This window comes from Gleimia hominis (assembly GCF_002871945.2).
GTDB classification, from domain to species: domain Bacteria; phylum Actinomycetota; class Actinomycetes; order Actinomycetales; family Actinomycetaceae; genus Gleimia; species Gleimia hominis_A.
In genome coordinates this window covers 1,206,457-1,232,092 of record NZ_CP126963.1, presented here as the reverse complement: position 1 = coordinate 1,232,092, position 25,636 = coordinate 1,206,457, and the positions used below count along the sequence as shown (strand labels likewise).

The following is a 25,636-nucleotide window of genomic DNA, read 5'->3' as shown; positions in this document are numbered from 1 at the left end:
ACGCAATTAGGACCTCGAGAGCATCAAAAAACGCAGCGAAAGATGACATAATCAACTCAGGTTAATGCTTGGCAAGCGCCGAACCGGGCGATGACGGCTGCGAAGAAAGCGCCTTGTTAAGCAACGTTCCGGAACCGTTTTTGAACGCGTCCACGCGCAGAGACTTGTGCGTGGGTAACCCCAGGCGGTTCGTACAACCCAAATAATGTCAGTTACAAAGAGGTAAACAGAATGCGTAAAACGCGACTACTGGCCATACTGGGGGCATCATCATTGCTCCTAGCCGCTTGTGGATCCGGCTCAGGTGGCGGCTCTGACTCCGGAGCATCCGACAACAAGAAACCTTGGGAAGGGGACGCTTCCGAGGTTGCGGTAGCTACCTGGTGGGAAGCCGGTTCCGAGAAGTTAGGGCTTGAGGCCCTGACGAAGGTGTTCGAAGAGCAGAACCCTAAAACCAAGTTCGTGAACGCAGCCATCGCCGGTGGCGGTGGGAGCCAAGCGAAACAAAAGCTCGCGGCGGACCTCGCGGCAGGTAGTCCCCCAGACACGTTCCAAGCCCACGCGGGTGCGGAACTGTCGGACTACATTGATGCGGATCAGATTGAGGACCTAACGGGGCTTTACGACGAGCTGGGCCTCAAAGACGCGTTCCCAGAAACCCTTATTGACCAGCTCAAGGTTGATGGGAAGCTGTACTCAGTTCCATCTAACGTGCACCGCGCGAACGTGGTGTGGGCAAACCCGAAGGTCTTGGAAGAAGCTGGTGTGGACGCGAAGACCCCACCGAAGGATATTGACGCGTGGATTGCCGACATGGAGAAAATCAAAGCCGCTGGCAAAACCCCAATCACCGTGGGGATGGCATGGACCCAAACGGAGCTGCTAGAAACAATCCTTATCGCAGACCTCGGGCCGGAAGAATACAACGGCTTGTTTGATGGTAAAACCAAGTGGGATTCAGACGGGGTAAAGAAGGCTCTGGCGCACTTTGAGAAGATCATATCTTTTACCGACAAGTCTTTGATTTCTGAGGACTGGGAGCCGGCCATGCAACCGGTGGTAGACGGTAAGGCGGCGTACCACGTGATGGGTGACTGGGCGGTGGCCTCGTTCGACACGCAGAAGAAGAAAGCTGGTGAAGACTACGTTTACTTCCCCGTGCCCGGCACTGATGGGGTGTTTGACTTCCTCGCGGACTCCTTCACGCTTCCCAAGGGTGCGAAACACCCCGGTGGGACTAAAGCGTGGTTAACCACGATTTCCTCAAAGGACGGGCAGATCGCGTTCAGCACCGTTAAAGGTTCCATTCCGGCGCGCGCAGACCTGACGGATGAGGAGAAAGGTAAGTTCTCTGAGTACCAGCAAAACGCGATGGAATCGTTTGGTAAAGACACGATCGTGTCGTCCATCGCACACGGCGCAGCCCTGCCCGTTAAGGTCTCTAACGACATTAACGACGCGGTCTCCAAGTTCGTCGAAGGCGGATCGGATTTGGATGCGTTCCAGCAGGCGCTCGTGAAAGCCACAGATTCCGTAGGTAAATAACGAACCGGGTTTTCGCTTACGAACCGGGTCGAGTTAGCGAGTCGGATTCGCGCTAGCGAACCAGGTTCAGGTTAACGAACCGGAATCAAGTTGAGGTGGGGTGGGGCCGGTGCGGCACTCACCCCACCCGCAACAAATGGCACCGCCCGAACTCAGTATTCACGAGCGGGTCTGCAAACTAGGCCCACTTATTAGCCCGATAAAACGGGTGACTCAAGGAAAAACGTATGACACATACAGCTAAGACCAAGGCAACCAAGACGCGTCCGCGCGCTCGCCACCGCATCACATTTTCGCAGTGGATCCGCAAGTTTGGCCCACCCATCCTGCTGATCCTCCCGTCGATACTGCTGGTGGGTTTCTTCGTCTACGGGTTGATTGGACACAACTTCTACATGTCCATGATCGATGCGCACACCGTAGCGCAGTCCACGGGAGCGAAAGCCAGTTCTTTCATCGGTTTTGAAAACTACAAAGAGCTGTTCGCAGATGCGGACTTCCGCCACTCCCTGAAGAACCTCGTGCTGTTAACCGTCGCGTTCCTGGCGGGCACGCTGATTCTCGGTTTCCTGTGGGCGTGGATCTTAGAAAAACCGATTAAAGGCGAGGGCATTTTCCGCTCCATCTTCTTGTTCCCCATGGCTGTGTCCTTCATCGCTTCTGGCGTGGTGTGGAAGTGGTTACTGAACTCCGGGCAGGGCGAGCAGGCCTCAGGGCTTAACCGCCTGTTCCAAATACTGGGGCTTGATTTCTTACAAAACCAGTGGACCGCGAACATTTCCTTTGGGATTCTAGCGATCGCAATCCCCGCGATCTGGCAGCTATCGGGTTACGTAATGGCCTTATTCCTAGCTGGATTTAGGGGCATTCCAGATGATTTGCGTGAGGCCGCGCGCGTGGACGGTGCGTCCGAGTGGCAGATTTACAAGCAGATCATTTTCCCGCAACTGGCGCCCGTGGCGCTTTCGGCAGTGATCATTATCGGACACATGTCGCTAAAATCATTCGACCTGATCATGTCCATAACCGACCAGCGCACGTTCTCAACCAAAGTGCCGGCAATCGACATGTTTAACTACATGACGGACGGTGACTACTCCATGTCTGCCGCCGTTGGTGCGGTGCTGCTGATCCTGGTGGCGCTCGCGATTATTCCCTACCTGATTCACGATGCAAGGAGTGACCGGTGAGCACTGTAACTCTAAAACAGGGCCCTACGGTAAAAGCAGCCGGTGAGAACCACCGGGTAAACGTGGGGAAGGCCTTTCGCTACCTGGCCCTCATCGTGTCTTTAGCACTCGTGCTGATCCCCGTGTATGTCCTGTTCGTCACCTCGTTCAAAGGGGCAGGGGATGCGGACCCATCGCGCACGTGGATGCTGCCGCAACAGTGGAATTTTGGTAACTGGGCGAAAGCCTGGCACGCTCTAGCGCCCGCGCTTGCGCGCACATTCGCACTGGTGATTCCCTCATCAATTATTTCCGCAATGCTGGGATCCATGAACGGATTCGTGCTTTCGCGCTGGCGGTTCCCTGGCGCAAACGTGGTGTTTACTCTGATCCTGTTCGGCATGTTCGTGCCCTACCAGGCGCTCATGATCCCGCTGCTGAAAATGCTTTTGGCGATGGAGGTGCCGCAGGGGATTCCCGCCCTGATTCTGTGCCACGTGGTCTACGGCATTCCAATCACCACGCTGATTTTCCGTAACTACTACGAGTCCGTGCCCAGCGAACTGATTGAGGCTGCGCGGGTAGACGGTGCGGGCATGCTGCGTACCTACTGGTCGGTTGTATTGCCTATTTCCCTGCCTTCGTTTGTGGTGGTGTTGATCTGGCAGTTCACTGCCGCGTGGAACGACTTCCTGTTCGCCTTGTTCTTCGGTGGGGGAACGCAACGCGGCCCAGTGACGCTTGCGCTCAACAACCTCGCTAACGGGGCGATAATGACGGAGTACGGGGCGTCAATGGCGGGTGCGTTAATCGTGTCGCTCCCCACGCTGATCGTCTACATCGCGCTGGGCAAATACTTCGTCGGTGGGCTAATGAGCGGCTCTGTGAAAGGTTAAGTCGCGGGCTACTCGGTTATGGTTCGGCCGACGGCTGACCGGTGGGGCACTGGTGTCTGTGTAGTGGTGCACCGGGGTGTTGGGGAGGGGGTGGTTGCCGGCCCAGCGGCGGCTTGCTGACACATTGACACTTAACTCGGGCTCGAGTTAGGCTACCCTTAGTTATCGTGCCGTTTGTTGTACACAGGTAAGGGGATCATGGGCGTAATATCCATGGTTAAAGCTCAGAACCGAGCTGCCAAACAGAGCAAAAAGCTCCTCATAACCGAGGGGGCCCGCCGGGCTAACAGGTTGGTCATCGCGCTAACTTGGGTCAGTACCGCCGCCACCTGCGTGGTTCTGGTCTGCGTGGGGAAAGGCGTGGATGCGCTGCACAGCGCTACCGCGATAACGGGTTTCACATGGGGGTTCGCGGGCCTGGCGGTTGCCTGCATCGGAGTTGCAAATATTTGTAAACAGATTGTGCTGCACCGGAGCCAAACCGTTGAGGAGGCGCGAGTGCAGGCACGCATCCAAACGGCCACTTTTGCGCACGCGCGCGGTGGGTGCGACCAGCAGGCGGGTCGAGTGGTTAGTTTAGCCACCCAGTCAGCAGAAAAACTCATGGCTTACCGCCAGGGGTTCCTACCGGAAATCATCGCTTCCTTCACCGCGCCAGTACTAGTGTTAGTCGCCATGGGGGTAGCTGTTTCCCCACTATCGGGAATCGTAATGGCCGTGTTCGTGCCCCTCGTCCCGCTCGCAGTAGTTGGGTTCGAAAAGTTCTTCTCTAAAACTTCGCACCGCTCCCGCCGGGCCCGCGGCACATTAGCAGCCGAGTATTTAGATGCCATTGCCGGGCTCGTTACCCTCAGGCTACTGGGGGCGGCAGAGCGCGTAGCAAAGTATCTAAAACGCGTTGGGGAGAACAATCGTCGGTCTACCATGCGGTTGCTGCGGGGGAACCAGGTTCTGATTTTCGTGGTCGATATCGCTTTTTCCCTGTCAATCGTCACGATGGCAACCATGCTGGCGGCGGTGCAGCTAACCCACGGGACCATCAGTTTGGGGCAAGGCGTAACCATGCTCGGGCTTGCGATGCTGCTGCTGGAACCCATCGACCACGTCGGCGCGTTCTTTTACATCGGCATGGCCGGCATGGCAGCGCAAAAAGCGATTGGACGATACCTGTACGAGCGGCAAAACCTGTACGAGCGGCAAGCTGCAGATAAAGCAATTTCAGACAAAAACGCGGACGACGACCGGGACGCAAACATGGTGCGTGGTGCTGGCCGCTTTCACAACCCAGGCGACCCAAGCGCAGATGCGGCGGCTCCTGCGGTTGTGCTCGACCACGTTTCTTACACGTACCCGGGTCGAGACAGCGGAGTTAGTGATGTAAGTGTCACTATCGAAACGGGGCAGCGGGTCGCGTTCGTGGGGCCGTCCGGCGGTGGGAAAACCACTGTGCTGCGTTTGATTGCAAACGAAGTCACGCCACAATCCGGTCGCGTGGCAGTGCAGCACGCAACCGCGTCCGCCAACGGTGCTAACAGCGGAATTCGCGCGGCATACGTAGATCAAGTCACCTGGCTTTTCACTGGCACCATCGGCTACAACCTAAAGCTCGCTAACCCTCAGGCAACAACAAACCAGATGCTGAGCGCTCTGGAAACCGTGGGGCTCACAGGCGAACTCGCGGCGCGCACGGAGGCGGATACGGTCCTGGATATTCGCCTGGGTGAAGGTGGGCTAGGGCTGTCCTCAGGGCAAGCGCAACGCCTATCACTCGCGCGCGCAATCGTGTCCGAATGCCCACTAATACTGCTGGATGAACCCACCTCCCAAGTGGATTTGGAATCGGAACGCAAACTCTTAGAAGCGATCCAGGCGCTAACCGGTGAGTACACGATCATCATGGCGACGCACCGGCCTCAAACCCTAGAAATCATGGATTGCATCTACCAAGTTGAAAATGGGCGGGTCGAAAAAAGCCGCGTCGCAGCAAGCCGAGGAGCTGGAAAATGAGCCAAACGCAACCCGCGTCCCGCCGCCAGATCGCACGCTGGCTCCTGGCGGTAACTCGCCCCGTACTATCACCCCTTTGGGGGTCTACGCTAGCGCGTTTTTTTGACCAAGTTTGCGCACTCGCCCTATTCGCTCTCCCGGTGCACGCGGTGTTCACCCTCGCGAAAAACCCGGGTGGTAGCAGCACCTACTTGTGGAAACTGGGCGGCATAATGGTGGCGCTCTCGGTGGCGAAAGCGTTGCTGCGGTACCTGGAGCAGTTCCTCGGGCACTACGTGGCTTTCAAAGCACTAGAACTGCTGCGCGCGGACGCGTTCGAACGGCTCTACCCGCAGGCACCAGCCATCATGTACGCCTCCCATTCCGGGCAGCTGCTGAGCCGACTCACGCGCGACATTGACCACATCGAAGTGTTTTTTGCCCACACAATTGCGCCCACAATCACCGCGGTTTTGATTCCACTGCTGATCGTCATTGTTAGTGCTTTGGTGAATCCACTGGTCGTAACCGTTCTTGTTGTCGTCATCCTGGTGGTAGCAGCGCTAGTGGTACCGATGCTAGGCAACAAACGAAGCTACGAACTCACCGGCAAGATGCTGCGCACCCGCGCGCACGCCACCACCTTCCTCACGGATTCCATCAACGGGGCCCGCGAAGTGGCCGGTTACGGACGCGAAGCAGCGCGCGAGCAAGAACTGCAAGCAATTACCGCGCGCATGCTGCCACTCATGACGCGCGCGGGAGCGTGGGAAGGCATCCGTAAAGCCCTCAGTTTATGCCTGAGGTTCGGGGCGCCTGTGCTGCTACTAGCGGTGGGCTCCGGATACGTACTCACCGGGCAAATGCCGCTAGAGAACCTACTGGTGCTTACGTTTGCGGTGCTGCGAGCCTGGGGAGTGATCGATGACGTGTCTGCACTGTCCGTGGAACTCAACTCGGCACTCGCGAGCGCCAGCCGCGTTTTTGCCCTCCGGTCGCGCACCATGGAGCTAGAAGACGGGGAAGACGAACTGCCCACCGGGCCACTTGACCTACGCTTCGACGATGTCACTTTCGCCTACCCTCAGGCGCAAACCGGTTCAGATGCAACGAAAACCGGTATGGAAGCCGCGACGATTCGCGAGGTTAGCTTGCGGGCAAGTGCGCGGGAGTGGACCGCGATAATTGGGGCAACTGGGTCAGGTAAGTCTACGTTGGCCCGCTTAGCGCTGCGGTATTTTGATCCGCAAGCGGGGCAGATCCGCTTGGGTGGGGTCGATGTGCGGGATGTGCCGGTGGATGATCTGCGTGGCACGATTGCGTTAGTAACGTCTGATATTCGACTTTTCAACCACTCTATTGCCTACAACTTGCGGTTAGCGAATCCGCATGCGTCTGACGAGGAGTTGTGGCAGGCGCTTTCGGATGCCTGTATTGCCGATGAGGTCCGGGCTCTGCCTAACGGTTTAGAAACCTCGGTGGGTGAGCGCGGCCAGTCTCTGTCCGGTGGGCAGCGGCAACGCGTGTCGCTGGCGCAGGCGTTGTTGCGCAATTCCAAGGTCTTGTTCCTCGATGAGTTCACCGCTCACCTGGACCCCGCGTTGGCTGCGCGCGTGCGGCGGAAACTGCTGGAACGCCACCCGGGGGTCACGATCGTTGAGATCACTCACCAGCTCGACCACCTCACCCGCGTGGATCAGGTGGTGGTGTTGGACCGCGGCCGGGTCGTCGCGCACGGCAGTCCTCAGGCAGTGTTAAAGAACCTGGATGAACAGGCGGGGGATTCAGCGTTTGCGGTACAGGCTCTTGCGAGCAAAATCCGGTTCTGACGTCACCAGTACCCCGAGGTTTCGGAAGATCCCCTCATCCACACTGCCTAAAATGGTCGTGGTGTGCACGTCGCAGCCCCGCAGCGCGTGAATCTGATCGAGTGCTTTGCGGGCATTCTCGTCCCGCGCGGCAGAGGTAGAGAGGGCGATTAGTACCTCATCGGTGTGCAAACGCGGGTTGCGTGAGCCCAGGTGCGTAACTTTAAGAGTCTGGATAGGTTCGATCGCTTCGGGGGACAGCAGGCGTACTTCGTCGTCAATGCCCGCTAAATACTTCAGTGCGTTCAGCAGCATTGCCGCCGAGCAGCCCAGCAGCGCGGAGGTTTTACCCGTAATAATCGCTCCGTCTTTCAGTTCAATGGCCGAAGCGGGCCCGTCGGTTTGCTGTGCGCGAGTCAGGGCGGGTTCAACGACTTTGCGGTATTGCTTCTGCACCCCCATTTTCGCCATGGTGGTGCGGATGCGCGTGGACTCAACCGGGTCGCGTCCGTTCACCTTTTCCGCCACCAGTGCTTTGTAGTAGCGGCGTACCGCCTCTTGTTTTGCGGCGTCACGGCACACCGCGTCGTCACTGATGCACATGCCGACCATGTTCACGCCCATGTCCGTTGGGGAGGCGTAGGGGCATTTTCCGTTTAAGCGTTCCAGTAGGGCGGCGAGCAATGGGAATACTTCCACATCCCGGTTGTAGTTAACTGCCTGTTTGCCGTAGGCACTTAAGTGGAAGGGGTCTATTAGGTTGACGTCGTTCAGGTCAGCAGTTGCGGTTTCGTACGCCAGGTTCACCGGGTGGTCCAGTGGCAGGTTCCAGATGGGGAAAGTTTCAAATTTTGCGTATGAGGACGTGATTCCGCGGATGTGGTCGTGGTAAATCTGCGATAGGCAGGTCGCGAGCTTACCTGACCCAGGCCCCGGGGCGGTCACCACCACTAGGTTGCGTTCTGTTTGCACGTACTCGTTTTGCCCAAACCCTTGCTCGGATACGATCAGGTCGGTATCCGCCGGGTAGCCGGGAATTGTCCGGTGGATTTTTACCGTTAACCCCAGGTTTTCTAGGCGGTGTTTGAACTCTTGGGCCTTTTGCGAACGTTCACTCATCCGGGTGATCACCACCGTTTTTGCGAGGAACCCGCGTTCGCGGAACGCGTCAATGAGCCTGAGCACGTCATCCTCGTAAGAAATCCCGAAGTCCGCACGCACCTTCTCGCGCTCTAGGTCGTGTGCATTAACTGCGACCAGGATTTCCACTTCATCTTTGATTCGTTCCAGCATGACGATCTTATTGTCGGGCGTGAAACCGGGCAGCACCCGCGACGCGTGCAGGTCATCGAACAGCTTGCCCCCCATTTCCAAATACAGTTTGCCCCCGAGGTCGTGGCGTCGCTGCTCAATATGCTCAGACTGCAAAGCGATGTAACGCTCGCGGTCAAACCCGGTCTGACTAACTGTCATGCCTAACTCCCGTGACTGCTCTGGAATGAATCGTGCACGCCGTGCCAATAGGTGTGTGCGCTTCTAAGTGAAACCGTACCTGATGCCTGCGCGCACTTAGTGTATTGCTTGCGCGCCTCAAGTTTATAACGCTTAGTTGCGGCTTATAACGCTTAGTTGTGGCATTCACTTCCGGCTTCGACCTGCTCTTGAGGCTCGAAACCCCTCTAAAATGCCCGCATAAAAGCCGCGGAATAAAACCTGTAAAGGCTGTGGGGTAAACCCTGCTAAACCTGTGGAGCAAACCCTGCTAAACCTGTGGAGCAACTGCGCTAATCCCTCTCAAACAACCCCGAAAAATCAATGTGTTACGACTCACTCAACCCGAGCTTGACGTGGTTAGACGTCATCAGTAAAGTTTATATCTGTCGCCGCGAGCGAGGCGCGAAACGGAGAGTTTCAAACCGACTCGCTGGTGGGGTTGTTTGTGAACTTGATAGTGTGTTTTCTTGGCTTTTTTTGCTTTTTGTTTTTGTTTTTTCTTTTGTTTTTTGGTTGGGGTTGGCTGCTGCTGGCTGGCTTTTTTGGTTGGTTGGTGGTGGTTTGCTTTCTGAATGTTTTTGTTTTTGTTTGGAGAGTTTGATCCTGGCTCAGGACGAACGCTGGCGGCGTGCTTTACACATGCAAGTCGAACGGGATCCATCTTGATTCTTTTTGTTTCTTGGTGGTGAGAGTGGCGAACGGGTGAGTAACACGTGAGTAACCTGCCCTTTTCTTTTGGATAACCGCATGAAAGTGTGGCTAATACGGGATATTCTGCTTCCTTCGCATGGGGGTGGTGGGAAAGGCTTCAATGTTTTTGTTGTTGTGGATTGGGATGGGCTCGCGGCTTATCAGCTTGTTGGTGGGGTGATGGCTTACCAAGGCTTTGACGGGTAGCCGGCCTGAGAGGGTGGGCGGTCACATTGGGACTGAGATACGGCCCAGACTCCTACGGGAGGCAGCAGTGGGGGATTTTGCACAATGGACGCAAGTCTGATGCAGTGACGCCGCGTGAGGGATGACGGCCTTCGGGTTGTAAACCTTTTTCGCTGGGTTGAAAGGCCGCTTTTGTGGTGGTTGATTGATACTGGTAAAGAAGTACCGGCTAACTACGTGCCAGCAGCCGCGGTAATACGTAGGGTACTAGCGTTGTCCGGTTTTATTGGGCGTAAAGGGCTTGTAGGTGGTTTGTCGCGTCTGTCGTGAAATCCCATGGCTTAACTGTGGGCTTGCGGTGGGTACGGGCAGGCTTGAGTGCGGTAGGGGAGACTGGAATTCCTGGTGTAGCGGTGGAATGCGCAGATATCAGGAGGAACACCGGTGGCGAAGGCGGGTCTCTGGGCCGTTACTGACGCTGAGGAGCGAAAGCGTGGGGAGCGAACAGGATTAGATACCCTGGTAGTCCATGCTGTAAACGTTGGGCACTAGGTGTGGGGGGCCGTTTTGGTTTTCTGCGCCGTAGCTAACGCATTAAGTGCCCCGCCTGGGGAGTACGGCCGCAAGGCTAAAACTCAAAGGAATTGACGGGGACCCGCACAAGCGGCGGAGCATGCGGATTAATTCGATGCAACGCGAAGAACCTTACCAAGGCTTGACATGCACCGGGCGGGGTTTTAATCGACTCTTCTTTTTGCTGGTGTGCAGGTGGTGCATGGTTGTCGTCAGCTCGTGTCGTGAGATGTTGGGTTAAGTCCCGCAACGAGCGCAACCCTTGTCTAGTGTTGCCAGCAACATTTTTTATGGTTGGGGACTCTCTAGGGACTGCCGGGGTTAACTCGGAGGAAGGTGGGGATGACGTCAAATCATCATGCCCCTTATGTCTTGGGCTTCACGCATGCTACAATGGATGGTACAGAGGGTTGCGATACTGTGAGGTGGAGCTAATCTCTTAAAGTTGTTCTAAGTTCGGATAGTAGTCTGCAATTCGACTGCTTGAAGGTGGAGTCGCTAGTAATCGCAGATCAGCATTGCTGCGGTGAATACGTTCTCGGGTCTTGTACACACCGCCCGTCACGTCACGAAAGTTGGTAACGCCCGAAGCCCGTGGCCTTATGGGGAGCGGTCGAAGGTGGGATTGGCGATTGGGACGAAGTCGTAACAAGGTAGGCGTACCGGAAGGTGCGGCTGGATCACCTCCTTTCTAAGGATTTTTGCTTTTTGCTTGCTGGCTTGGTTTGTTCCTGCTGTGTTTGGGTGGGGGCTGGGTTGGTGAGTTTCCTTGGTTTTGGATTTTTTTGAGGGATTAAACAGGGGCTTTGAGTGTTTTTACTGCTTGGTGGGTGTGAGTGTTTTGCTTGCTCTGCTGGGTTGGGCTGGGATTTGCTTGCTGGTGCTGCGCGTGTTTTTGTGTGTGGTGTTGGTGGGGCATGCTATCGGGTTTAGGGTCAATTCCTTTTGTGGCCTTTGGCTTCATGTTTCTTGCTGCTGGTTTTTGCTGGTGGTGGGGGGTGTGGTGGTTGGGTTGTTGGTGAACTGTATAGTGGTTGCGAGCATCTTTTTTGTTTGTTTGTTTGTATTGTGTTTTGTTGTTGTTTTTTGTTTGTGTTCTTGTTTGTTTTTTGGGTTTGGTTTGTTTTTTGTTTTGGGGCGTTCGGTGGATGCCTTGGTGCTTGGAGCTGATGAAGGACGTGGTGGTCTGCGATATGCCTTGGGGAGTTGACGAGCGAGCTGTGATCCAGGGGTTTCCGAATGGGGTAACCTGACTGGGCTTTGGCCTGGTTACCAGCCTTTGAATGTATAGGGGGTTGGGGGGAACGTGGGGAAGTGAAACATCTTAGTACCTGCTGGAAGAGATATTCTGTGAGTAGTGGTGAGCGAAAGTGGATGATGGCTAAACTGTGTGCGTGTCAAGGCGGCAGCTGTTGCGCATGTGGGGTTGTGGGATATGTTTTTTGGTTCTTCTGCCGGGGGGCCGGGTAGTGATAAATGCAAGTGGGGAGCTGAATAGTTTGGGATGGCTGACCGTAGTGCGTGATAGTCGTGTAGGTGGTTCCTGTTTGCCTGCCTTGAGTGTGTCCCGAGTAGCAGTGGGCTCGTGGAATCTGCTGTGAATCTGCCCAGACCACTGGGTAAGCCTGAATACTACCAAGTGTCCGATAGTGGATAGTACCGTGAGGGAATGGTGAAAAGTACCCCGGGAGGGGAGTGAAATAGTGCCTGAAACCGTGCGCTTTTAATCCGTCAGAGCCAGTCGACCATGTTTTTTTGTGGTTGTGGTGATGGCGTGCCTATTGAAGAATGAGCCTGCGAGTTAGTGGTGCGTGGCTTGGTTAACCCTTTGTGGGGTAGTCGTAGCGAAAGCGAGTCTTAAATGTTTTTGGGCGTTTGTGGTTGCGTGCTCTAGACCCGAAGCGGGGTGATCTACCCATGGCCAGGTTGAAGCGATTGTAGTAGGTCGTGGAGGACCGTACCCACCTAGGTTGAAAACTGGGGGGATGAGTTGTGGGTAGGGGTGAAAGGCTAATCAAACTCCGTGATAGCTGGTTCTCCCCGAAATGCATTTTGGTGCAGCGTTGCGTGGGCCGGGTGGTGGTAGAGCTACTGGTTGGTTGAGGGGCCGTTTGGTTACTGACGTCAGCTAAACTCCGAATGCCGTCTTGGTTTTTGCGTGGCAGTGAGACTGTGGGGGATAAGCTTCATAGTCGAGAGGGAAACAGCCCAGATCATCGGTTAAGGCCCCTAAGGGTGTGCTGAGTGGGAAAGGATGTGCAGTTGCATTGACAATCAGGAGGTTGGCTTAGAAGCAGCTATCCTTGAAAGAGTGCGTAATAGCTCACTGGTCGAGTGATTGTGCGCCGACAATTTAGCGGGGCTTAAGCACGCCGCCGAAGCCGTGGCAGCATAATGGTTTTTTGTTGTGTTGGGTAGGGGAGCGTCCTGCGTGTGGTGAAGCTGGCACGTGAGTGTTGGTGGAGTGCGTGGGAGTGAGAATGCAGGCATGAGTAGCGTTTGACGGGTGGGAATCCCGTCCGCCGATTGACTAAGGGTTCCAGGGCTAGGTTTATCCGCCCTGGGTTAGTCGGGTCCTAAGGCGAGGCCGACAGGCGTAGTTGATGGATGACCAGTTGATATTCTGGTACCGGTGTTGTTTCGATCGTGCTGACAAAGTTGTGCTAACCATCATCCACAATGCGACCGTGCTCTTTCGGGAGTGTGGTTGCGGGTGGGTTTTGGGGTCCCTTCTTGGGTAGGCAAGCGCGTTAACAGGGGTGACGCATTGAGGTAGCCTGCGCTGGCCGGTGGTTGTGCCAGTCTAAGGTTGTGGCCTGCTGTCTTGGTAAATCCGGGTGGCTGCACTTATTGTGCGAAGGTGAGGGCTGATGGGCCTGCGCGCGTTGGCGTGTGGGTGTGGGTGATCCTGTGGTGTCTAGAAAAGCCTCGGCGTTAGAAGCAATACTGCCCGTACCCATAACCGACTCTGGTGGTCAGGTAGAGTATACCGAGGCGGCGAGTTAATCATGGTTAAGGAACTCGGCAAAATGCCCCCGTAACTTTGGGATAAGGGGGGCCAAACCCGGACATGGCTTTTTCAGGGTTGTGGTTTGGGTTTGGTCGCAGTGATTTGGCAGAAGCGACTGTTTATCAAAAACATAGGTGTGTGCGAAGCCGTAAGGCGATGTATACGCACTGACGCCTGCCCGGTGCTGGAAGGTTAAGCGGAAGGCTTAGCCACTCTTTTGGGTGGCGAGGGTTTGAAGTTAAGCCCCAGTAAACGGCGGTGGTAACTATAACCATCCTAAGGTAGCGAAATTCCTTGTCGGGTAAGTTCCGACCTGCACGAATGGCGTAACGACTTCTGCGCTGTCTCGACCATGAACTCGGTGAAATTGCAGTACGAGTAAAGATGCTCGTTTCGCGCAGCAGGACGGAGAGACCCCGGGACCTTTACTATAGCTTGGTATTGGTGGTTGGGTGTGTTTGTGTAGGATAGGTGGGAGACTTTGAAGCGCTCATGCTAGTGGGTGTGGAGTCGTTGTTGAAATACCACTCTGATACTTCTGATTGTCTAACTTTCGCCCGTGATCCGGGTGGGGGACAGTGCCTGGTGGGTAGTTTAACTGGGGCGGTTGCCTCCTAAATGGTAACGGAGGCGCTCAATGGTCTTCTCAGCCTGGTTGGTAATCAGGTGTTGAGTGTAAGTGTAGAAGAAGGCTTGACTGTGACACTGACGGGTGGAGCAGGTACGAAAGTAGGAACTAGTGATCCGGCAGTTGCTTGTGGAAGCGCTGTCGCTCAACGGATAAAAGGTACCCCGGGGATAACAGGCTGATCTTGCCCAAGAGTTCATATCGACGGCATGGTTTGGCACCTCGATGTCGGCTCGTCGCATCCTGGGGCTGGAGTTGGTCCCAAGGGTTGGGCTGTTCGCCCATTAAAGCGGTACGCGAGCTGGGTTCAGAACGTCGTGAGACAGTTCGGTCCCTATCCGCTGCGCGCGTTTGGAAACTTGTGAAGGCCTGTCCCTAGTACGAGAGGACCGGGACGGACGAACCTCTGGTGTGCCAGTTGTACTGCCAGGTGCATGGCTGGTTGGCTACGTTCGGTATTTTTGGATAACCGCTGAAAGCATCTAAGCGGGAAGCCGGCTTCGAGATAAGGTTTCCCACCCACGCTTGTGGGGTGAGACTCCCAGTAGATGACTGGGTTGATAGGCCAGGTGTGTAAGCCTTGTGAGGGGTTTAGCTTACTGGTACTAATAGTCGAACAGGAAAAACAAGCTCATAACAGACCCAAGGAACAACGGGGACGCGAGTGCAGGAAACAACCCCCCACCGCGCGACGACACTAGTTAGTGACGTAGTGTTAACTGGAGGGGAGCACAATAAAGAGAACGAGCAAACATTAAGGTTTTGCACGCATACCACTATACGGTTCACCACCAACCCACCAACCAACCAAAACACATGGGGGGGGTTGACACGCATAGTTTTGTGTGGTGGTCATAGCCTAGGGGAAACGCCCAGTAACCATTCCGAACCTGGAAGCTAAGCCCTAGCACGCTGATGGTACTGCAACCGGGGGGTTGTGGGAGAGTAAGACACCGCCACACACAAAACACCAAAAAAAGGGGGGCCAACACACTAACGTGTGTTGGCCCCCCAAAACACGTATCCAAACCACACTGTTTTACTTACGCGCTTACTTACTGTCTCACTTGTTTATTCACACGTTTACTCACTCACTTACACTCTGTCTTACTTACTGACTGACTTGCTCATACGCCTGTGAGTAAGAGCGGCAAGAACACACAACCACACCAAACAGATCAATTGGTCTGCAGCGTCGCTATTTTTGAGCATGCGTATCCCAGTTTGTGTCTCGGTTTTAAAGCAGGCTCCGGCATATTGGCGCTTGCTACGTGCGTTCGCTCATTTTTTGGCTAACGAGTTCGTATGTCGGGCAGGTTGCCGGTCCATGCTGTTCAGTAGAGAGCGCTGCAGCACAGTTCGCCCATATGAGAGCCTCCTGCATGCTCGCGCCTTGTAGCAGTTTAGCGGCCAGTACCCCGCAGTGCGTATCCCCGGCGCCATTGGTATCTACAGGGGACACGGGAACGGGGCTAATATGTTGCAATACGTTCTCCGTTTGGTCGCAGAAAAAAGATCCTTGGTGCCCCGCACGCAAAACTACAGGGGCGTGCAATGAGTCTGCTAGAGCTTTCGCTCGGACAGCGAGGTTGCGATCTCGTGGCAGAGCGAGGCGTCCAGCAAGAATCCGCGACTCGCGTTCATTCACGCTCCACAGCGGGTGTGCCTGCGTTAAAGAGTGCAAGACCTCCAAAGGTATTTTGTCTACTACCGGTGATGTGTCGAAAACATACAAAGGGGGATCCGCTTGATGGCGCTCTAAGAGTCGTAAAATGGCAGCAGTACTCTTTTCGGATACAAACGAGTACCCGGAAATGTACACGATGTCCGAGGGGCCGATAGGTAGGTTGTCGTACGCGTTTTCTGTCGGCATGGTTTCCGCGCCTGCCGTAGAGACGAAAGTGCGTTCCCCATCATCCTCCGTTAATGCTACGCAAAAGCCCGTATCGACGTTCTTTAAGCGCGGACCCAGGCATGACACACCAATCTTACTGAGAGATGACAACACCTCCGTCGCGTGTAACCCGGTGCCTATAGGCCCGCAATAGTAGACGGGAGCGTTCATCTGGCGGGCAGCGAATAGAACATTGAAACCACCGCCAGCATGGCTTGCGAAACCTCGTGCAAAAATATCCTCACCCTTCCCAGGCAAATGGTCAATCTGCATAGTAAGGTCAACAAGAACCTGTCCACAATGAAATAGGGCTGGTGAATCTAACATCTCAATTATTCCCCTTCGCCCTTGGTCGTAGTTTGGCCTAAGCGGCTCACCAGAATTCGCTCATCCATCGGGCGAAGAAGAGCGTATAGAACAGTGGCGACTAGAAGACAAGCTAGCCAAGCTAAACCGTTTCGCCCCAACCAAGTATCAGCGAAAGGTCCGGCAAACCAGGTTACATCTGCGCTCACTTGCGCCCGATAGAACAGGTACCCGAAAACTGTGCCAGCCAACCACGCGCAGCTTGCTCCCGGGGCGAACCCACCTAGAAAATAGAAAAGTCCGGAACGTGAAGTGTCTAGCAAACTGTCTTCGCGGTAGGTCTTCCGTTTACTAAGATCCCACAGGAAAATCCCAGTCCAGGCACTGAGCGGTACTGCTAAAAGTGAAATAAACGTAATGAAAGGGCCGTAAAAAGTATCGGACCCCAAGAGGAACCACGCCGCTCCGATGGTTATGACAATAACGTCTACGATTACAGCGTAATACCGGGGAATCCGTACGCCCAACGTGATTAGAGTTAGCCCTGCAGAATAGACCGAGAGGTTATTGGACATAACAAGCCCTGCGAAAGCAGCGATTAGATACGCGACCGCAACCCATGTCGGCAGAGCTTCTCTTACAACGGAAATTGGGTCAGCAGCTTGAGTAAGCGTCGCGTTACTAGCGCCCAGTACTGAACCGATACCGATTACTATAATTAAGGGAATTCCCGCGCCAAAAGCTGCAGACGCAATGAGGCTACTAGAGGAGACCTTAGGGTGCTGGTAGCGAGCCATATCCGCCCCCGAGTTCACCCACCCTAGTCCAGTTCCGCCGGCTATGATCCCAACTCCTATAAGCACCGCGCTTAAAGAGCCTCCGGGCTTGTTTAACACCATCTGCCAGTCCACAGTTGACGCCAAATAGAAAACCACGATCAGCGTTAGCAATCCGAATACCCAGGTAGAGTACTTTTGAACTTTCAAGATCAAATGGTGGCCAAATCCAGAGACAAGAACTGTAAGCAAAACAAAAATAAGGATTGAAATAACTACCACCGGGGTGCGATGATGCACAATAGTTTTTTCGCTTACTATTGCCACAAGCGACATTAACGCCAAAGCACCAGTCACGGTGTTAACTGTCTCCCAACCCAGCCGACTTAGCATAGCTACCAGTGTCGGTACGCGGTTTCCGCTAGTTCCGAAAATGGATCGTGAAAGTGTTAACGAGGGGGCTCCACCGATTCGTCCAGCGACTGACACCGCGCCTACTAAGGCAAATGATCCTACCGCCCCAACAACTGTAGCGAAGACCGCTTGCCACAGATTCAACCCCAGTGCTACTAAAGACGCTCCAAGAGGAATGCCAAGAATCGAAATGTTCGCGGCAAACCAAACCCAAAAGAGATCCTTCGGATTTCCATTTCTATCTGCGAGGGGAACTGGTTCAATACCTCTTTCCTCGACACTCGAGAAGAAACTCTTGATACTCATTTTTTCACCTCAAATAATAACCGCCGCTTACGGGGATGCGGCTTCTACTTAATCTTGTGGCTCGTCTGCTTCCTCGCCGGTATCCACTAGATAAAACTAATTTTTGTAATCGGTTAGTTCTAAACGCTCATGCGTGGTTCATCCTAAGCTCTACCAAAGATTGTGCTAAATCCAAAAAGTTGATACCCGATACGTTTTCTACCAAAGAAACCTCATCGTGTGGAAATACTGTACTTCCACACGTCGCACCTATAATAGCTCCGACTATTGCGCCGATGGTGTCGGTATCCCCACCAATATTTGTTGCGGCAATTAGTGCCTGATACGGGTTTTCTCGGTAGTAGTGAAGCAGCGCAAACGCAGCCGGGATTGACTCATTGGCTTCCACTGACGTACCGATTTCTTTTTGTACAGAAGTGATAAAACTCGACTCGCTCCCATTGTGGAGCTGGGAAACTTCTAGGGCGTACTCAATCCGACTGGCGACAAGTGCTTGCGGGTTCCATACTCCACCAAGTTCACGGTCTGTTATTTGTCCCAAGGAGTACTGGATTGCGTCTGTTATGGAATAACCCTCAATCCCGGCACTGACTGATAAGGCAACTACAGTTGCTGCTTGAATTCCATTTACCGTGCGATGAGTTAAACGGCAAGAGTCAAAAACAAGGTCAAACAAGCGCGGTGACTCTAGGGCGCAAGCGACACCAATCGGAGCTACACGCATCGCAGCTCCATTCGTGGTGCCGGTTGTTCCCAAGTTCTCCATGGGAACGCCATCTCTTAACTGTTGCAAAGCCAGCTTGGTTGAGGGACCCAACAAGTCCAGTGAACCATTTGTCTCCATCTTCGCTTCCCAGTCAAGTAGCCGGCGGGCCAATTTGGGCGGATCAATTCTTCCCTTATCTTCAATCAGTAGCTCAGCTAAGAGAACTGCTTGTTCTGTGTCGTCGGTCACCGATCCGGCCTGCATTAAAGGCGCGATGGGCTGGTCTTCACCTGAAGACCGCAAACCTGAAACTGGCCCTCCATAGGAATCGCGGATTTGGTTGGGGCTCATAGATTGCGTAGGCATCCCGAGTGCATCACCTAACGCTAACCCTGCAAGTGTGGCATATGCACGCTGTAGTTTATCCACGTTGTTTCCCTTTCGTGAATGCAGAATGAACAGAAAAATATTGGGGGTGTAGATAAGAGATAACGTATTCAGCAGGGTGACCATTGGCGTCATAAGTTATCCGCTTGGTCTCTACTTGCGTTTCGAGACCAACGCTCTTACGGTTAAACGACCGTCCGCTTGTATTATCAAGCGGGTATCCGTGGTAAGAGACGAATATACCGACCCCGGGTTTGTTCGGTATCACATTGTCTTCTTCCAAAATGGCTAATGCCCCGCGAGTTGTTCCGCCCGCAAAACTAAAAGTGGCAGCAAGCACCGCTTCTGGCGCTAGATGCTCGCCTTGCGCGTAGTTGCCACCGCGGATTACCTGCCCCAAAGTATCCGCTCGCACCTGTGCGAGAAATGTTGACTTCAAGGCTGAATTCTTTATCATATCTTAAATATAGCTGAGGGCAGTGGACCTATCTACTACCTGTATAGCACTATTGTTCTTCTTGGTCGATGCTACAGGTACTTGTCGGTCGGTTCACGATAAGGCGCGCAGCTTTACAGTTCGCCCCAGACTAAAGTCTGCGCATAGTTGCGGGTATGGCTTGGGCAAAAACGCGCCAGTTATTATTCTCGAAGCCGTGCCTAAAATACTTGACCTACGCATGCGCGTGGCCCATACACTGGAGTATGGAACAATTCTTAGAGGTCAGGCCCAACGAAAGTATTTGTTTTGAGCGCATTGGTAACCCCGATGGCGCGCTCATAATAAACTTGGAGGGGCATAGTGCTCAGCGGATCGCGGTGCCCACAGGTTACCTAACTGGATTGACAGAAGCTGGGTACGACGTAGTTTCATTTGACAACCGGGACGTCGGCCGATCATTGCGCGCAACCAGTCGGTACACGCTTTTCGACATGGTGGAAGACACGCACGCCCTCATAAAGCATTTTGGGAAACCAGCGGTACTTACGGGCCGGTCAATGGGTGGAATGATCTCCCAACTACTCGCAATAAAATACCCAGAAGAAGTGCTTGGACTCGGCCTGTTCTACACGCGCGCAAAACACACTCCAGCTACTGAAATGTCGATTAACCCGCAAGCACCATTCGAAAACGAGGAAAGTTACGTGCAATACCGCGAAAAGAGTATGCCGCGTCTTGCGGGCAGTAAATACCCATACCCGGAAGGTCACATTGAGAAACTAGCCCGACAAATGTGGGAACGCGGCGTGTCATTCGTCGGCAACGAACGCCAAAGTGCAGCAATGGCTGCTACCGAGCCGTGGGCGGAGGAAACCAAAGGAATCAAAGTGCCCACCATCATAGTGCATGGGGACGAAGATGGGGTGATCGACGTGGAAGAAGCGCACCTGCTGCACGAACTGATTCCAGATAGCAAGCTCGAAATCGTACAAGGTATGGGCCATCAACAACCCGCTCAACTAAATGACTTTTTCATTGAGGCAACCGCGTCTGTTGCCCCCAAAGTGCGCTAGGCAGTTCGCTACACCCATGAGGGTAGCCACATGCGTAAATGCCAAGCGTCATAAGAAATGGTTTGGCCTGTCCAAATAGGCATAAAGAACAGGGCCGCAGCCACTACCAGGGTGAAAACAAGCGCAACCACAAGCAATGCAAGCACGGGGGAACGTGGGAACACGAGTGCGGCGACTTCCCGAACTGCCCAAGTTAACGTCAACGCGACGAACGGGGCAAGCACTACTGTGTAAAAGTTGAATGTGGTGCGATCTAGATATAGGAACCACGGTAAATAGGTAGCCGCGTAACCAGTTAGCAGAACGCCTTCAACAAAGACGTTTTTGCGCGTCCAAACCCGGTGCACGAACAAGACCAAGAGCAGCCCCAAGGCAGCTGCTCCCAGCCACCACAGTAGAGGATTCCCCAGTGCCAGCACCGCCTGCACGCATTCGGAGGAACCACAGTTACCCCCTGGTTTTTGGTAGGCAAACGAGGTTGGGCGCAGCTGCAGTAACCACTGCGGTGCCGACGACATGTAACTGTGGTGCGAACCTAGGCCGCGGTGGAACTCATACATTTGCAAGTGGTACTGCCACCAGTCAGATAACGTTCCCAACACGCCGCTGTGTACGCGCCCCCACGCACGCGGATGCGTAAACCAGGACCACCACGAGAGCACGTAAACAACCGCAGCCGTGGGTACTAACGTGACGAATGCGGGCAATCCCTCACCGATAACAGCAGTGAAAAACGGGTGGGGCTCACGTTTGCGGCGCCGGCCGAACTCAAATAACACCACAAAAACCCCCAGGGCCGCCAGCACGTACAAGCCAGACCACTTAACAGAAATGGCGAGCCCCGCGAACACTCCCGCCGCGAACATCCACGGACGCCGACCCGCAGACGGGCCGAGCCAAGCCACGCCACCCCTAGGCGAGCGCGGCGACGCTGCGTTGCGTTTCGGCACACCTAACCAAGCCCCCGCACCAGCGGGCGGTGCTAACCAAGGCGCGCTCCCAGCCGTCGTACCTGACTGGGGTGCGGTACTGGCAGCCCCGGTAGAGCTACTCGGATCCTGTGAGCCTGCACGGATGCGGTGGTCTAGCAAATGTGGAGGATTTGTGGTTTCCAAATACTTTTTACGCAACACGGCGCTGGAAGTGCGGTAATCCAAAACAATACACAAAAAAGCAGCGAGCGTGAACAAGGCCAGAAATACATCTAGCAATCCCGTGCGTGACAGCACGATGCTCACACCGTCTAACGCCACGAAACTGCCCGCAAGCGCCACGGCAATGCGCGAGTAAAACAAGTGCCACGCCAGCCGGCAAACCAGCATGACGCACAAGACTCCAGCGACCGCAGCGGCAATCCGCCACCCCAGGGGATTCGACTGGCCAAACAGACGCATCCCCATCCCGATCAGCCACTTACCTGTCTGCGGGTGCACCACGTACGCTGCCTCAGTGCTAAGCCCCGAGGTGTCGCCGCGTGCGAACGCTTTGTTAATCGCATCGCGTTCCGCCCCCGGATCCCCCTGAGCAACCGCGCTCGCATCCGCCGTTTCCCACTTACCCTCATATCCAAATTGCGTGAGGGACCACCCGTCTTTTACATAATAGGTTTCGTCAAAAACTATGGTTGGTATGGCGCTCAACCCCAGGATCCGGATTAACGCAGCGACCCCCATTATCACGAGCGTCAACACCCAGGCTTTAGAGCGTAACGGGTGGATTAGTGGTAGTTCGTGCACAGCCCTCATGTTACTTAAAATGCGCCTGTGGTTGTTGCACCCGCTGCTATAGGGGCGGGACGGGGATGCCCCGCGGGGTGTATGTGTGCGATGCTATTGCACGTGGAGCACAATAACTACGTTCAATCACCCGGAACGATCCTGCTGGCGGCAACCCCGATTGGGAAAACAGATGATGCCTCAACACGGCTCGTGCGTGCTATCGAGCAGGCGAATGTGATCGCTGCGGAAGATACGCGCAGGCTCCGCGGGTTATGCTCCCGGCTCGGAATTGAACCCGGTGGCCGCGTACTGGCACTGCATGAACACAATGAGAACCACAAGGCGCGGGCACTGGTGGAAACCGCAGCAACTGGCCAACGCGTGCTACTCGTGTCAGATGCGGGAATGCCCACCGTTTCGGACCCCGGTTACCGCGTGGTCCAAACCGCTATCGCAGCAGGCGTGCGGGTTAGTGCACTCCCCGGTCCCTCAGCGGTACTTACCGCACTAGCCGTTTCGGGTCTGCCCACCGACCGGTTTTGCTTTGAGGGATTCCTCCCTCGGAAAGGAAAAGAACGTAAGCACGCGATTGCGCAACTGGTAACGGAAGAACGCACCACAATATTTTTTGAATCCCCCCGTCGTCTGCACACAACTTTGGTGGATTTGGCGGCTGTGTGCGGGAAAGACCGGCAGGCGGTGGTGTGCCGGGAGCTGACAAAAACGCATGAGGAAATCTTGCGGGGCACACTACAAGAGTTAGCGCGGGCAACTGCGGGGGAGGTTCTGGGGGAAATCACGATCGTCATGGCGGGTGCGGCGCCGCAGGTGGCGGACCCTCAAGATCACGTGCAGACGGTACTGGAGTTAATGCAAGAGGGAATGCGGTTAAAAGACGCGGCCGCGCAAGTGGCTCGCGCGACGGGTCTGCGTAAAAACGAGCTTTACGATGCCGCGCTGGCAGCGAAATAGGTAGGGCGCTCGCTGCCAAATAAGAGGCGGTTCCAAAGGCGGAATAGGTAGCTGCAGTCGCTACGAATAAGAACCAGCGCTAGAAGCAAAAAAACTGCCAATGTAGGGGCGGGGCGCAAAGTAGTAAACGACGAGCGGAAAATAATAGACTGGGCGCATGAGTCGTATACTTTCAGCAGTTGCCTGGCCCTACGCGAACGGGCCGCGTCATATCGGACACGTAGCGGGTTTCGGAGTTCCCTCCGACGTATTCTCACGCTACATGCGCATGCGGGGCCACGACGTGCTGATGGTGTCGGGCACAGATGAACATGGCACCCCAATTTTAGTGGCTGCTGACCAGCAGGGAATGAAGCCGCGGGAACTGGCGGACAAGAACAACCGGATGATCGTTGAAGACCTGGTGGCGCTCGGCCTGTCGTATGACCTGTTCACCCGCACCACCACGGGTAACCACTACCGGGTGGTTCAGGCGATGTTTGAGGTTGTGCGCGACAACGGTTACATGATGGTGCAAACTACGCGCGGTGCCGTATCCCCGTCAACCGGACGGACGCTGCCGGACCGGTACATTGAGGGCACCTGCCCGATTTGTGGTACGGAAGGGGCGCGTGGGGACCAGTGTGATACCTGTGGGAACCAGCTGGACCCAACTGACCTGATTGATCCGCGGTCAAAGATTAATGGTGAGGTCCCGAAGTTCGTGGAGACTGACCATTATTTCTTAGACCTTCCCGCGTTGGCGCGGGCGTTGTCCGCGTGGTTGGATGACCGGGAGGAGTCCGGCAGGTGGCGTCCGAACGTGATCCGGTTTTCGAAGAATTTCTTGAGGATATCCGCCCGCGCGCAATGACTCGTGATATTGACTGGGGTATCCCCGTGCCGGGGTGGGAGGATCAGCCTAGTAAACGTCTGTACGTGTGGTTCGACGCGGTAGTGGGTTACCTGTCGGCCAGCATTGAGTGGGCGCGCCGCACCGGGGATCCGCAGGCGTGGCGGAAATGGTGGAACGATCCAGAGGCGTTGTCGTACTACTTCATGGGGAAGGATAATATCGTGTTCCATTCCCAGATTTGGCCCGCGGAACTGCTGGGTTATAACGGTGAGGGCGACAAGGGTGGAGAGCCCGGTGATTTTGGGAAACTGAACTTGCCGACCGAAGTGGTTTCCAGCGAGTTCCTCACGATGGAGGGGCGCAAATTCGCTTCTTCTAGAGGGATTGTTATCTACGTGCGGGACATGCTGGAGAGGTACCAGGCGGACGCGTTGCGGTACTTCATTTCCGCTGCGGGCCCGGAAACGTCTGACGCGGACTTCACGTGGGCGGAGTTTGTGCGCCGCACTAACGATGAGTTGGTCGCGGGGTGGGGGAACCTGGTGAACCGCACGGCTTCGATGATTGCGAAACGGTTCGGACAGATCCCAGCACCCGCGCAGCTGCAAGACATTGATAGTGCATTGCTGGCGGAAGTGCAGAGCGGTTTTGAAACCGTTGGTGGTTTGATTGAGCGCCACCACCAGAAAGCTGCGTTGGCAGCGATCATGAAGCTGGTGGCGAAGGCTAATAAATACGTGACGGAAACGGAACCATTTAAACTTAAGGCCGATGATGAGCGGGAGCGGTTGGGCACAATCTTATGGACGCTAGCGCAAGTGGTGGCGGATTTGAACCTCATGTTAAGCCCGTTCCTACCACATTCGGCGAACGCGGTGGACCAGGTGATGGGCGGCGCGGGGCAAGTGGCGCCGATGCCGCGGATTGAAGAAGTCACAGACCTGGATGCGAAAGCAGATGATGGGGCGGAACTTTCTTACCCTATAATCACCGGTGACTACACGAACGTCCCCAAGTGGGAGCGGCGCGAGGTTTCGGTGGGCACGCCTGTGTCCAAACCAAAACCGGTGTTCGTGAAGCTAGACCCGTCCGTGGTGGAAGAAGAGCTGGAGCGCTACGCGAACCTCGGGAAATAACGCGCGAACTTCGGGAAGTAAAACGCGGACGCTGCGGCGCTATTTTCGTCGGCGTGAACTGAAGAACGTGAACCCGGCGATAACTAGCATCACTACGCCTGCCGTGCCGAAGAATACGGTCGGTAACAACGCGGGGTTATACATTTGCAGGTTCGGGATAAACGGGAGTATCACGCACGCAAGCCCGATTAGAATGCACAAGATCGCCCAGGTTAACAGCCCGAAATGAATCGGCCGGTCCGGTGGTAGCGAACTGGTGCGCTCACCAGAATCCGCCTTGTACAAAGGCGTGCCCGCATCTGTTGCCTGCGTTTGCGCACCATAATCCCCGTGCGGGGCTTGTTCGCCCGTGGCCTCGGGGGAGAAAGCTGTGGTTGCCTCCGAGGCATCTGTCGGGTCAATCTCGGGTGAGTCTGTTGTGGCTTCCTCGGGTGAGTCTGTTTGGTCCCCCTCGGGGGGTTCTACCTTAGGAGCCTTTACCTCGGGTGCGTCTATTTGCGGGTTAAGAAACTCAGTCGTCGGCGTCTCGGCCTCGGCCGTGGCTTGTTGCTCGACTGGGGAAACCGGCGGTTCTTCGCTCTGCTGGTCTTGCGGAAGGATTTGCGTATCATCTTCAGGCTTCGTGTTGTCAGTGGTCATGTCTAATCCCTAGAACGGTCTTGGGTGTACAGATTATTAGTGTGCGCGAG

General features: G+C 55.1%; 14 protein-coding genes, 3 rRNA genes and 1 pseudogene. 11 read left to right on the top strand and 7 right to left on the bottom strand.

Annotation, left to right across the window (positions count from 1 at the left end):
- Positions 1–231 precede the first annotated feature (231 nt).
- From CJ187_RS05450 to CJ187_RS05430, 5 genes are all read left to right on the top strand, one after another.
- Complete coding sequence (locus tag CJ187_RS05450; RefSeq protein ID WP_102216630.1) at positions 232–1,545, top strand: ABC transporter substrate-binding protein; 1,314 nt, start codon at positions 232–234, stop codon at positions 1,543–1,545.
- A 227-nt stretch (positions 1,546–1,772) separates the two neighbouring features.
- Positions 1,773–2,735: a carbohydrate ABC transporter permease gene (locus CJ187_RS05445; protein WP_102216629.1), complete on the top strand. Its 963-nt coding sequence runs from the start codon at positions 1,773–1,775 to the stop codon at positions 2,733–2,735.
- A 62-nt stretch (positions 2,736–2,797) separates the two neighbouring features.
- On the top strand, positions 2,798–3,610 hold the full coding sequence (locus tag CJ187_RS05440; protein ID WP_233187391.1) for a carbohydrate ABC transporter permease: 813 nt from the start codon (positions 2,798–2,800) through the stop codon (positions 3,608–3,610).
- Positions 3,611–3,808: 198 nt separating this feature from the next.
- Complete coding sequence (locus CJ187_RS05435) at positions 3,809–5,617, top strand: ATP-binding cassette domain-containing protein (protein WP_102216627.1); 1,809 nt, start codon at positions 3,809–3,811, stop codon at positions 5,615–5,617.
- The gene (locus CJ187_RS05430; protein ID WP_102216626.1) at positions 5,614–7,425 is read left to right on the top strand and encodes an ABC transporter ATP-binding protein; all 1,812 of its coding nucleotides are present in this window, start codon (positions 5,614–5,616) and stop codon (positions 7,423–7,425) included. The genes CJ187_RS05435 and CJ187_RS05430 overlap by 4 nt, the downstream gene beginning before the upstream one ends.
- Here the strand turns inward: CJ187_RS05430 and CJ187_RS05425 are convergent.
- The gene (locus CJ187_RS05425; protein ID WP_102216625.1) at positions 7,381–8,877 is read right to left on the bottom strand and encodes a DUF1846 domain-containing protein; all 1,497 of its coding nucleotides are present in this window, start codon (positions 8,875–8,877) and stop codon (positions 7,381–7,383) included. The two genes, CJ187_RS05430 and CJ187_RS05425, sit on opposite strands and share 45 nt — an antisense overlap.
- 606 nt (positions 8,878–9,483) lie before the next feature.
- Here CJ187_RS05425 and CJ187_RS05420 point away from each other — a divergent pair.
- The 3 genes from CJ187_RS05420 (at position 9,484) to rrf (ending at position 14,947) form a co-directional block, all read left to right on the top strand.
- A 16S ribosomal RNA gene (locus tag CJ187_RS05420) occupies positions 9,484–11,038 on the top strand.
- Between the two features lie 430 nt (positions 11,039–11,468).
- A 23S ribosomal RNA gene (locus CJ187_RS05415) occupies positions 11,469–14,615 on the top strand.
- Positions 14,616–14,829: 214 nt separating this feature from the next.
- Positions 14,830–14,947 (top strand): 5S ribosomal RNA (gene rrf, locus CJ187_RS05410).
- The 16S, 23S and 5S rRNA genes sit together here, the layout of an rRNA operon.
- A gap of 305 nt (positions 14,948–15,252) precedes the next feature.
- Here rrf and CJ187_RS05405 read toward each other — a convergent pair.
- From CJ187_RS05405 to CJ187_RS05390, 4 genes are all read right to left on the bottom strand, one after another.
- Positions 15,253–16,152 (bottom strand): PfkB family carbohydrate kinase, encoded by a 900-nt coding sequence (locus CJ187_RS05405; RefSeq protein ID WP_233187415.1) that lies wholly within the window; start codon positions 16,150–16,152, stop codon positions 15,253–15,255.
- Positions 16,153–16,211: 59 nt separating this feature from the next.
- Positions 16,212–17,681, bottom strand: a complete 1,470-nt coding sequence (locus CJ187_RS05400) for a purine-cytosine permease family protein (protein ID WP_102217177.1) — start codon at positions 17,679–17,681, stop codon at positions 16,212–16,214.
- A gap of 127 nt (positions 17,682–17,808) precedes the next feature.
- Complete coding sequence (locus tag CJ187_RS05395) at positions 17,809–18,816, bottom strand: ADP-ribosylglycohydrolase family protein (protein WP_199171129.1); 1,008 nt, start codon at positions 18,814–18,816, stop codon at positions 17,809–17,811.
- Positions 18,809–19,213 carry a GntR family transcriptional regulator gene (locus CJ187_RS05390; RefSeq protein ID WP_158237764.1) on the bottom strand — a complete coding sequence of 135 codons (405 nt, stop codon included), beginning with the start codon at positions 19,211–19,213 and terminating at the stop codon, positions 18,809–18,811. The genes CJ187_RS05395 and CJ187_RS05390 overlap by 8 nt, the downstream gene beginning before the upstream one ends.
- A 263-nt stretch (positions 19,214–19,476) precedes the next feature.
- Here CJ187_RS05390 and CJ187_RS05385 point away from each other — a divergent pair, with 263 nt between their 5' ends.
- Positions 19,477–20,286 carry an alpha/beta fold hydrolase gene (locus CJ187_RS05385; protein WP_158237763.1) on the top strand — a complete coding sequence of 270 codons (810 nt, stop codon included), beginning with the start codon at positions 19,477–19,479 and terminating at the stop codon, positions 20,284–20,286.
- Positions 20,287–20,294: 8 nt separating this feature from the next.
- Here the strand turns inward: CJ187_RS05385 and CJ187_RS05380 are convergent, their stop codons facing one another.
- Positions 20,295–22,031, bottom strand: coding sequence for a dolichyl-phosphate-mannose--protein mannosyltransferase (locus CJ187_RS05380; protein WP_102217173.1), 1,737 nt, complete (start codon positions 22,029–22,031; stop codon positions 20,295–20,297).
- A 72-nt stretch (positions 22,032–22,103) separates the two neighbouring features.
- Here CJ187_RS05380 and rsmI point away from each other — a divergent pair, with 72 nt between their 5' ends.
- Positions 22,104–22,976, top strand: coding sequence for a 16S rRNA (cytidine(1402)-2'-O)-methyltransferase (rsmI, locus tag CJ187_RS05375; RefSeq protein WP_233187414.1), 873 nt, complete (start codon positions 22,104–22,106; stop codon positions 22,974–22,976).
- 157 nt (positions 22,977–23,133) lie between these two features.
- Positions 23,134–24,947 (top strand): annotated as a pseudogene (metG, locus tag CJ187_RS05370) (methionine--tRNA ligase).
- Positions 24,948–24,986: 39 nt separating this feature from the next.
- Here the strand turns inward: metG and CJ187_RS05365 are convergent.
- Complete coding sequence (locus CJ187_RS05365) at positions 24,987–25,586, bottom strand: hypothetical protein (protein ID WP_102217171.1); 600 nt, start codon at positions 25,584–25,586, stop codon at positions 24,987–24,989.
- Positions 25,587–25,636 lie beyond the last annotated feature (50 nt).

Excerpts from the sequence above, each read along its gene's own strand:
- CJ187_RS05425 (WP_102216625.1), bottom strand. The coding sequence starts at position 8,877 with ATGACAGTTAGTCAGACCGGGTTTGACCGCGAGCGTTACATCGCTTTG.
- CJ187_RS05400 (WP_102217177.1), bottom strand. The coding sequence starts at position 17,681 with ATGAGTATCAAGAGTTTCTTCTCGAGTGTCGAGGAAAGAGGTATTGAA.
- CJ187_RS05405 (WP_233187415.1), bottom strand. The coding sequence starts at position 16,152 with ATGCAGATTGACCATTTGCCTGGGAAGGGTGAGGATATTTTTGCACGA.
- CJ187_RS05430 (WP_102216626.1), top strand. The coding sequence starts at position 5,614 with ATGAGCCAAACGCAACCCGCGTCCCGCCGCCAGATCGCACGCTGGCTC.
- CJ187_RS05365 (WP_102217171.1), bottom strand. The coding sequence starts at position 25,586 with ATGACCACTGACAACACGAAGCCTGAAGATGATACGCAAATCCTTCCG.
- rsmI (WP_233187414.1), top strand. The coding sequence starts at position 22,104 with ATGTGTGCGATGCTATTGCACGTGGAGCACAATAACTACGTTCAATCA.
- CJ187_RS05435 (WP_102216627.1), top strand. The coding sequence starts at position 3,809 with ATGGGCGTAATATCCATGGTTAAAGCTCAGAACCGAGCTGCCAAACAG.
- CJ187_RS05445 (WP_102216629.1), top strand. The coding sequence starts at position 1,773 with ATGACACATACAGCTAAGACCAAGGCAACCAAGACGCGTCCGCGCGCT.
- CJ187_RS05385 (WP_158237763.1), top strand. The coding sequence starts at position 19,477 with ATGGAACAATTCTTAGAGGTCAGGCCCAACGAAAGTATTTGTTTTGAG.
- CJ187_RS05380 (WP_102217173.1), bottom strand. The coding sequence starts at position 22,031 with ATGAGGGCTGTGCACGAACTACCACTAATCCACCCGTTACGCTCTAAA.
- CJ187_RS05450 (WP_102216630.1), top strand. The coding sequence starts at position 232 with ATGCGTAAAACGCGACTACTGGCCATACTGGGGGCATCATCATTGCTC.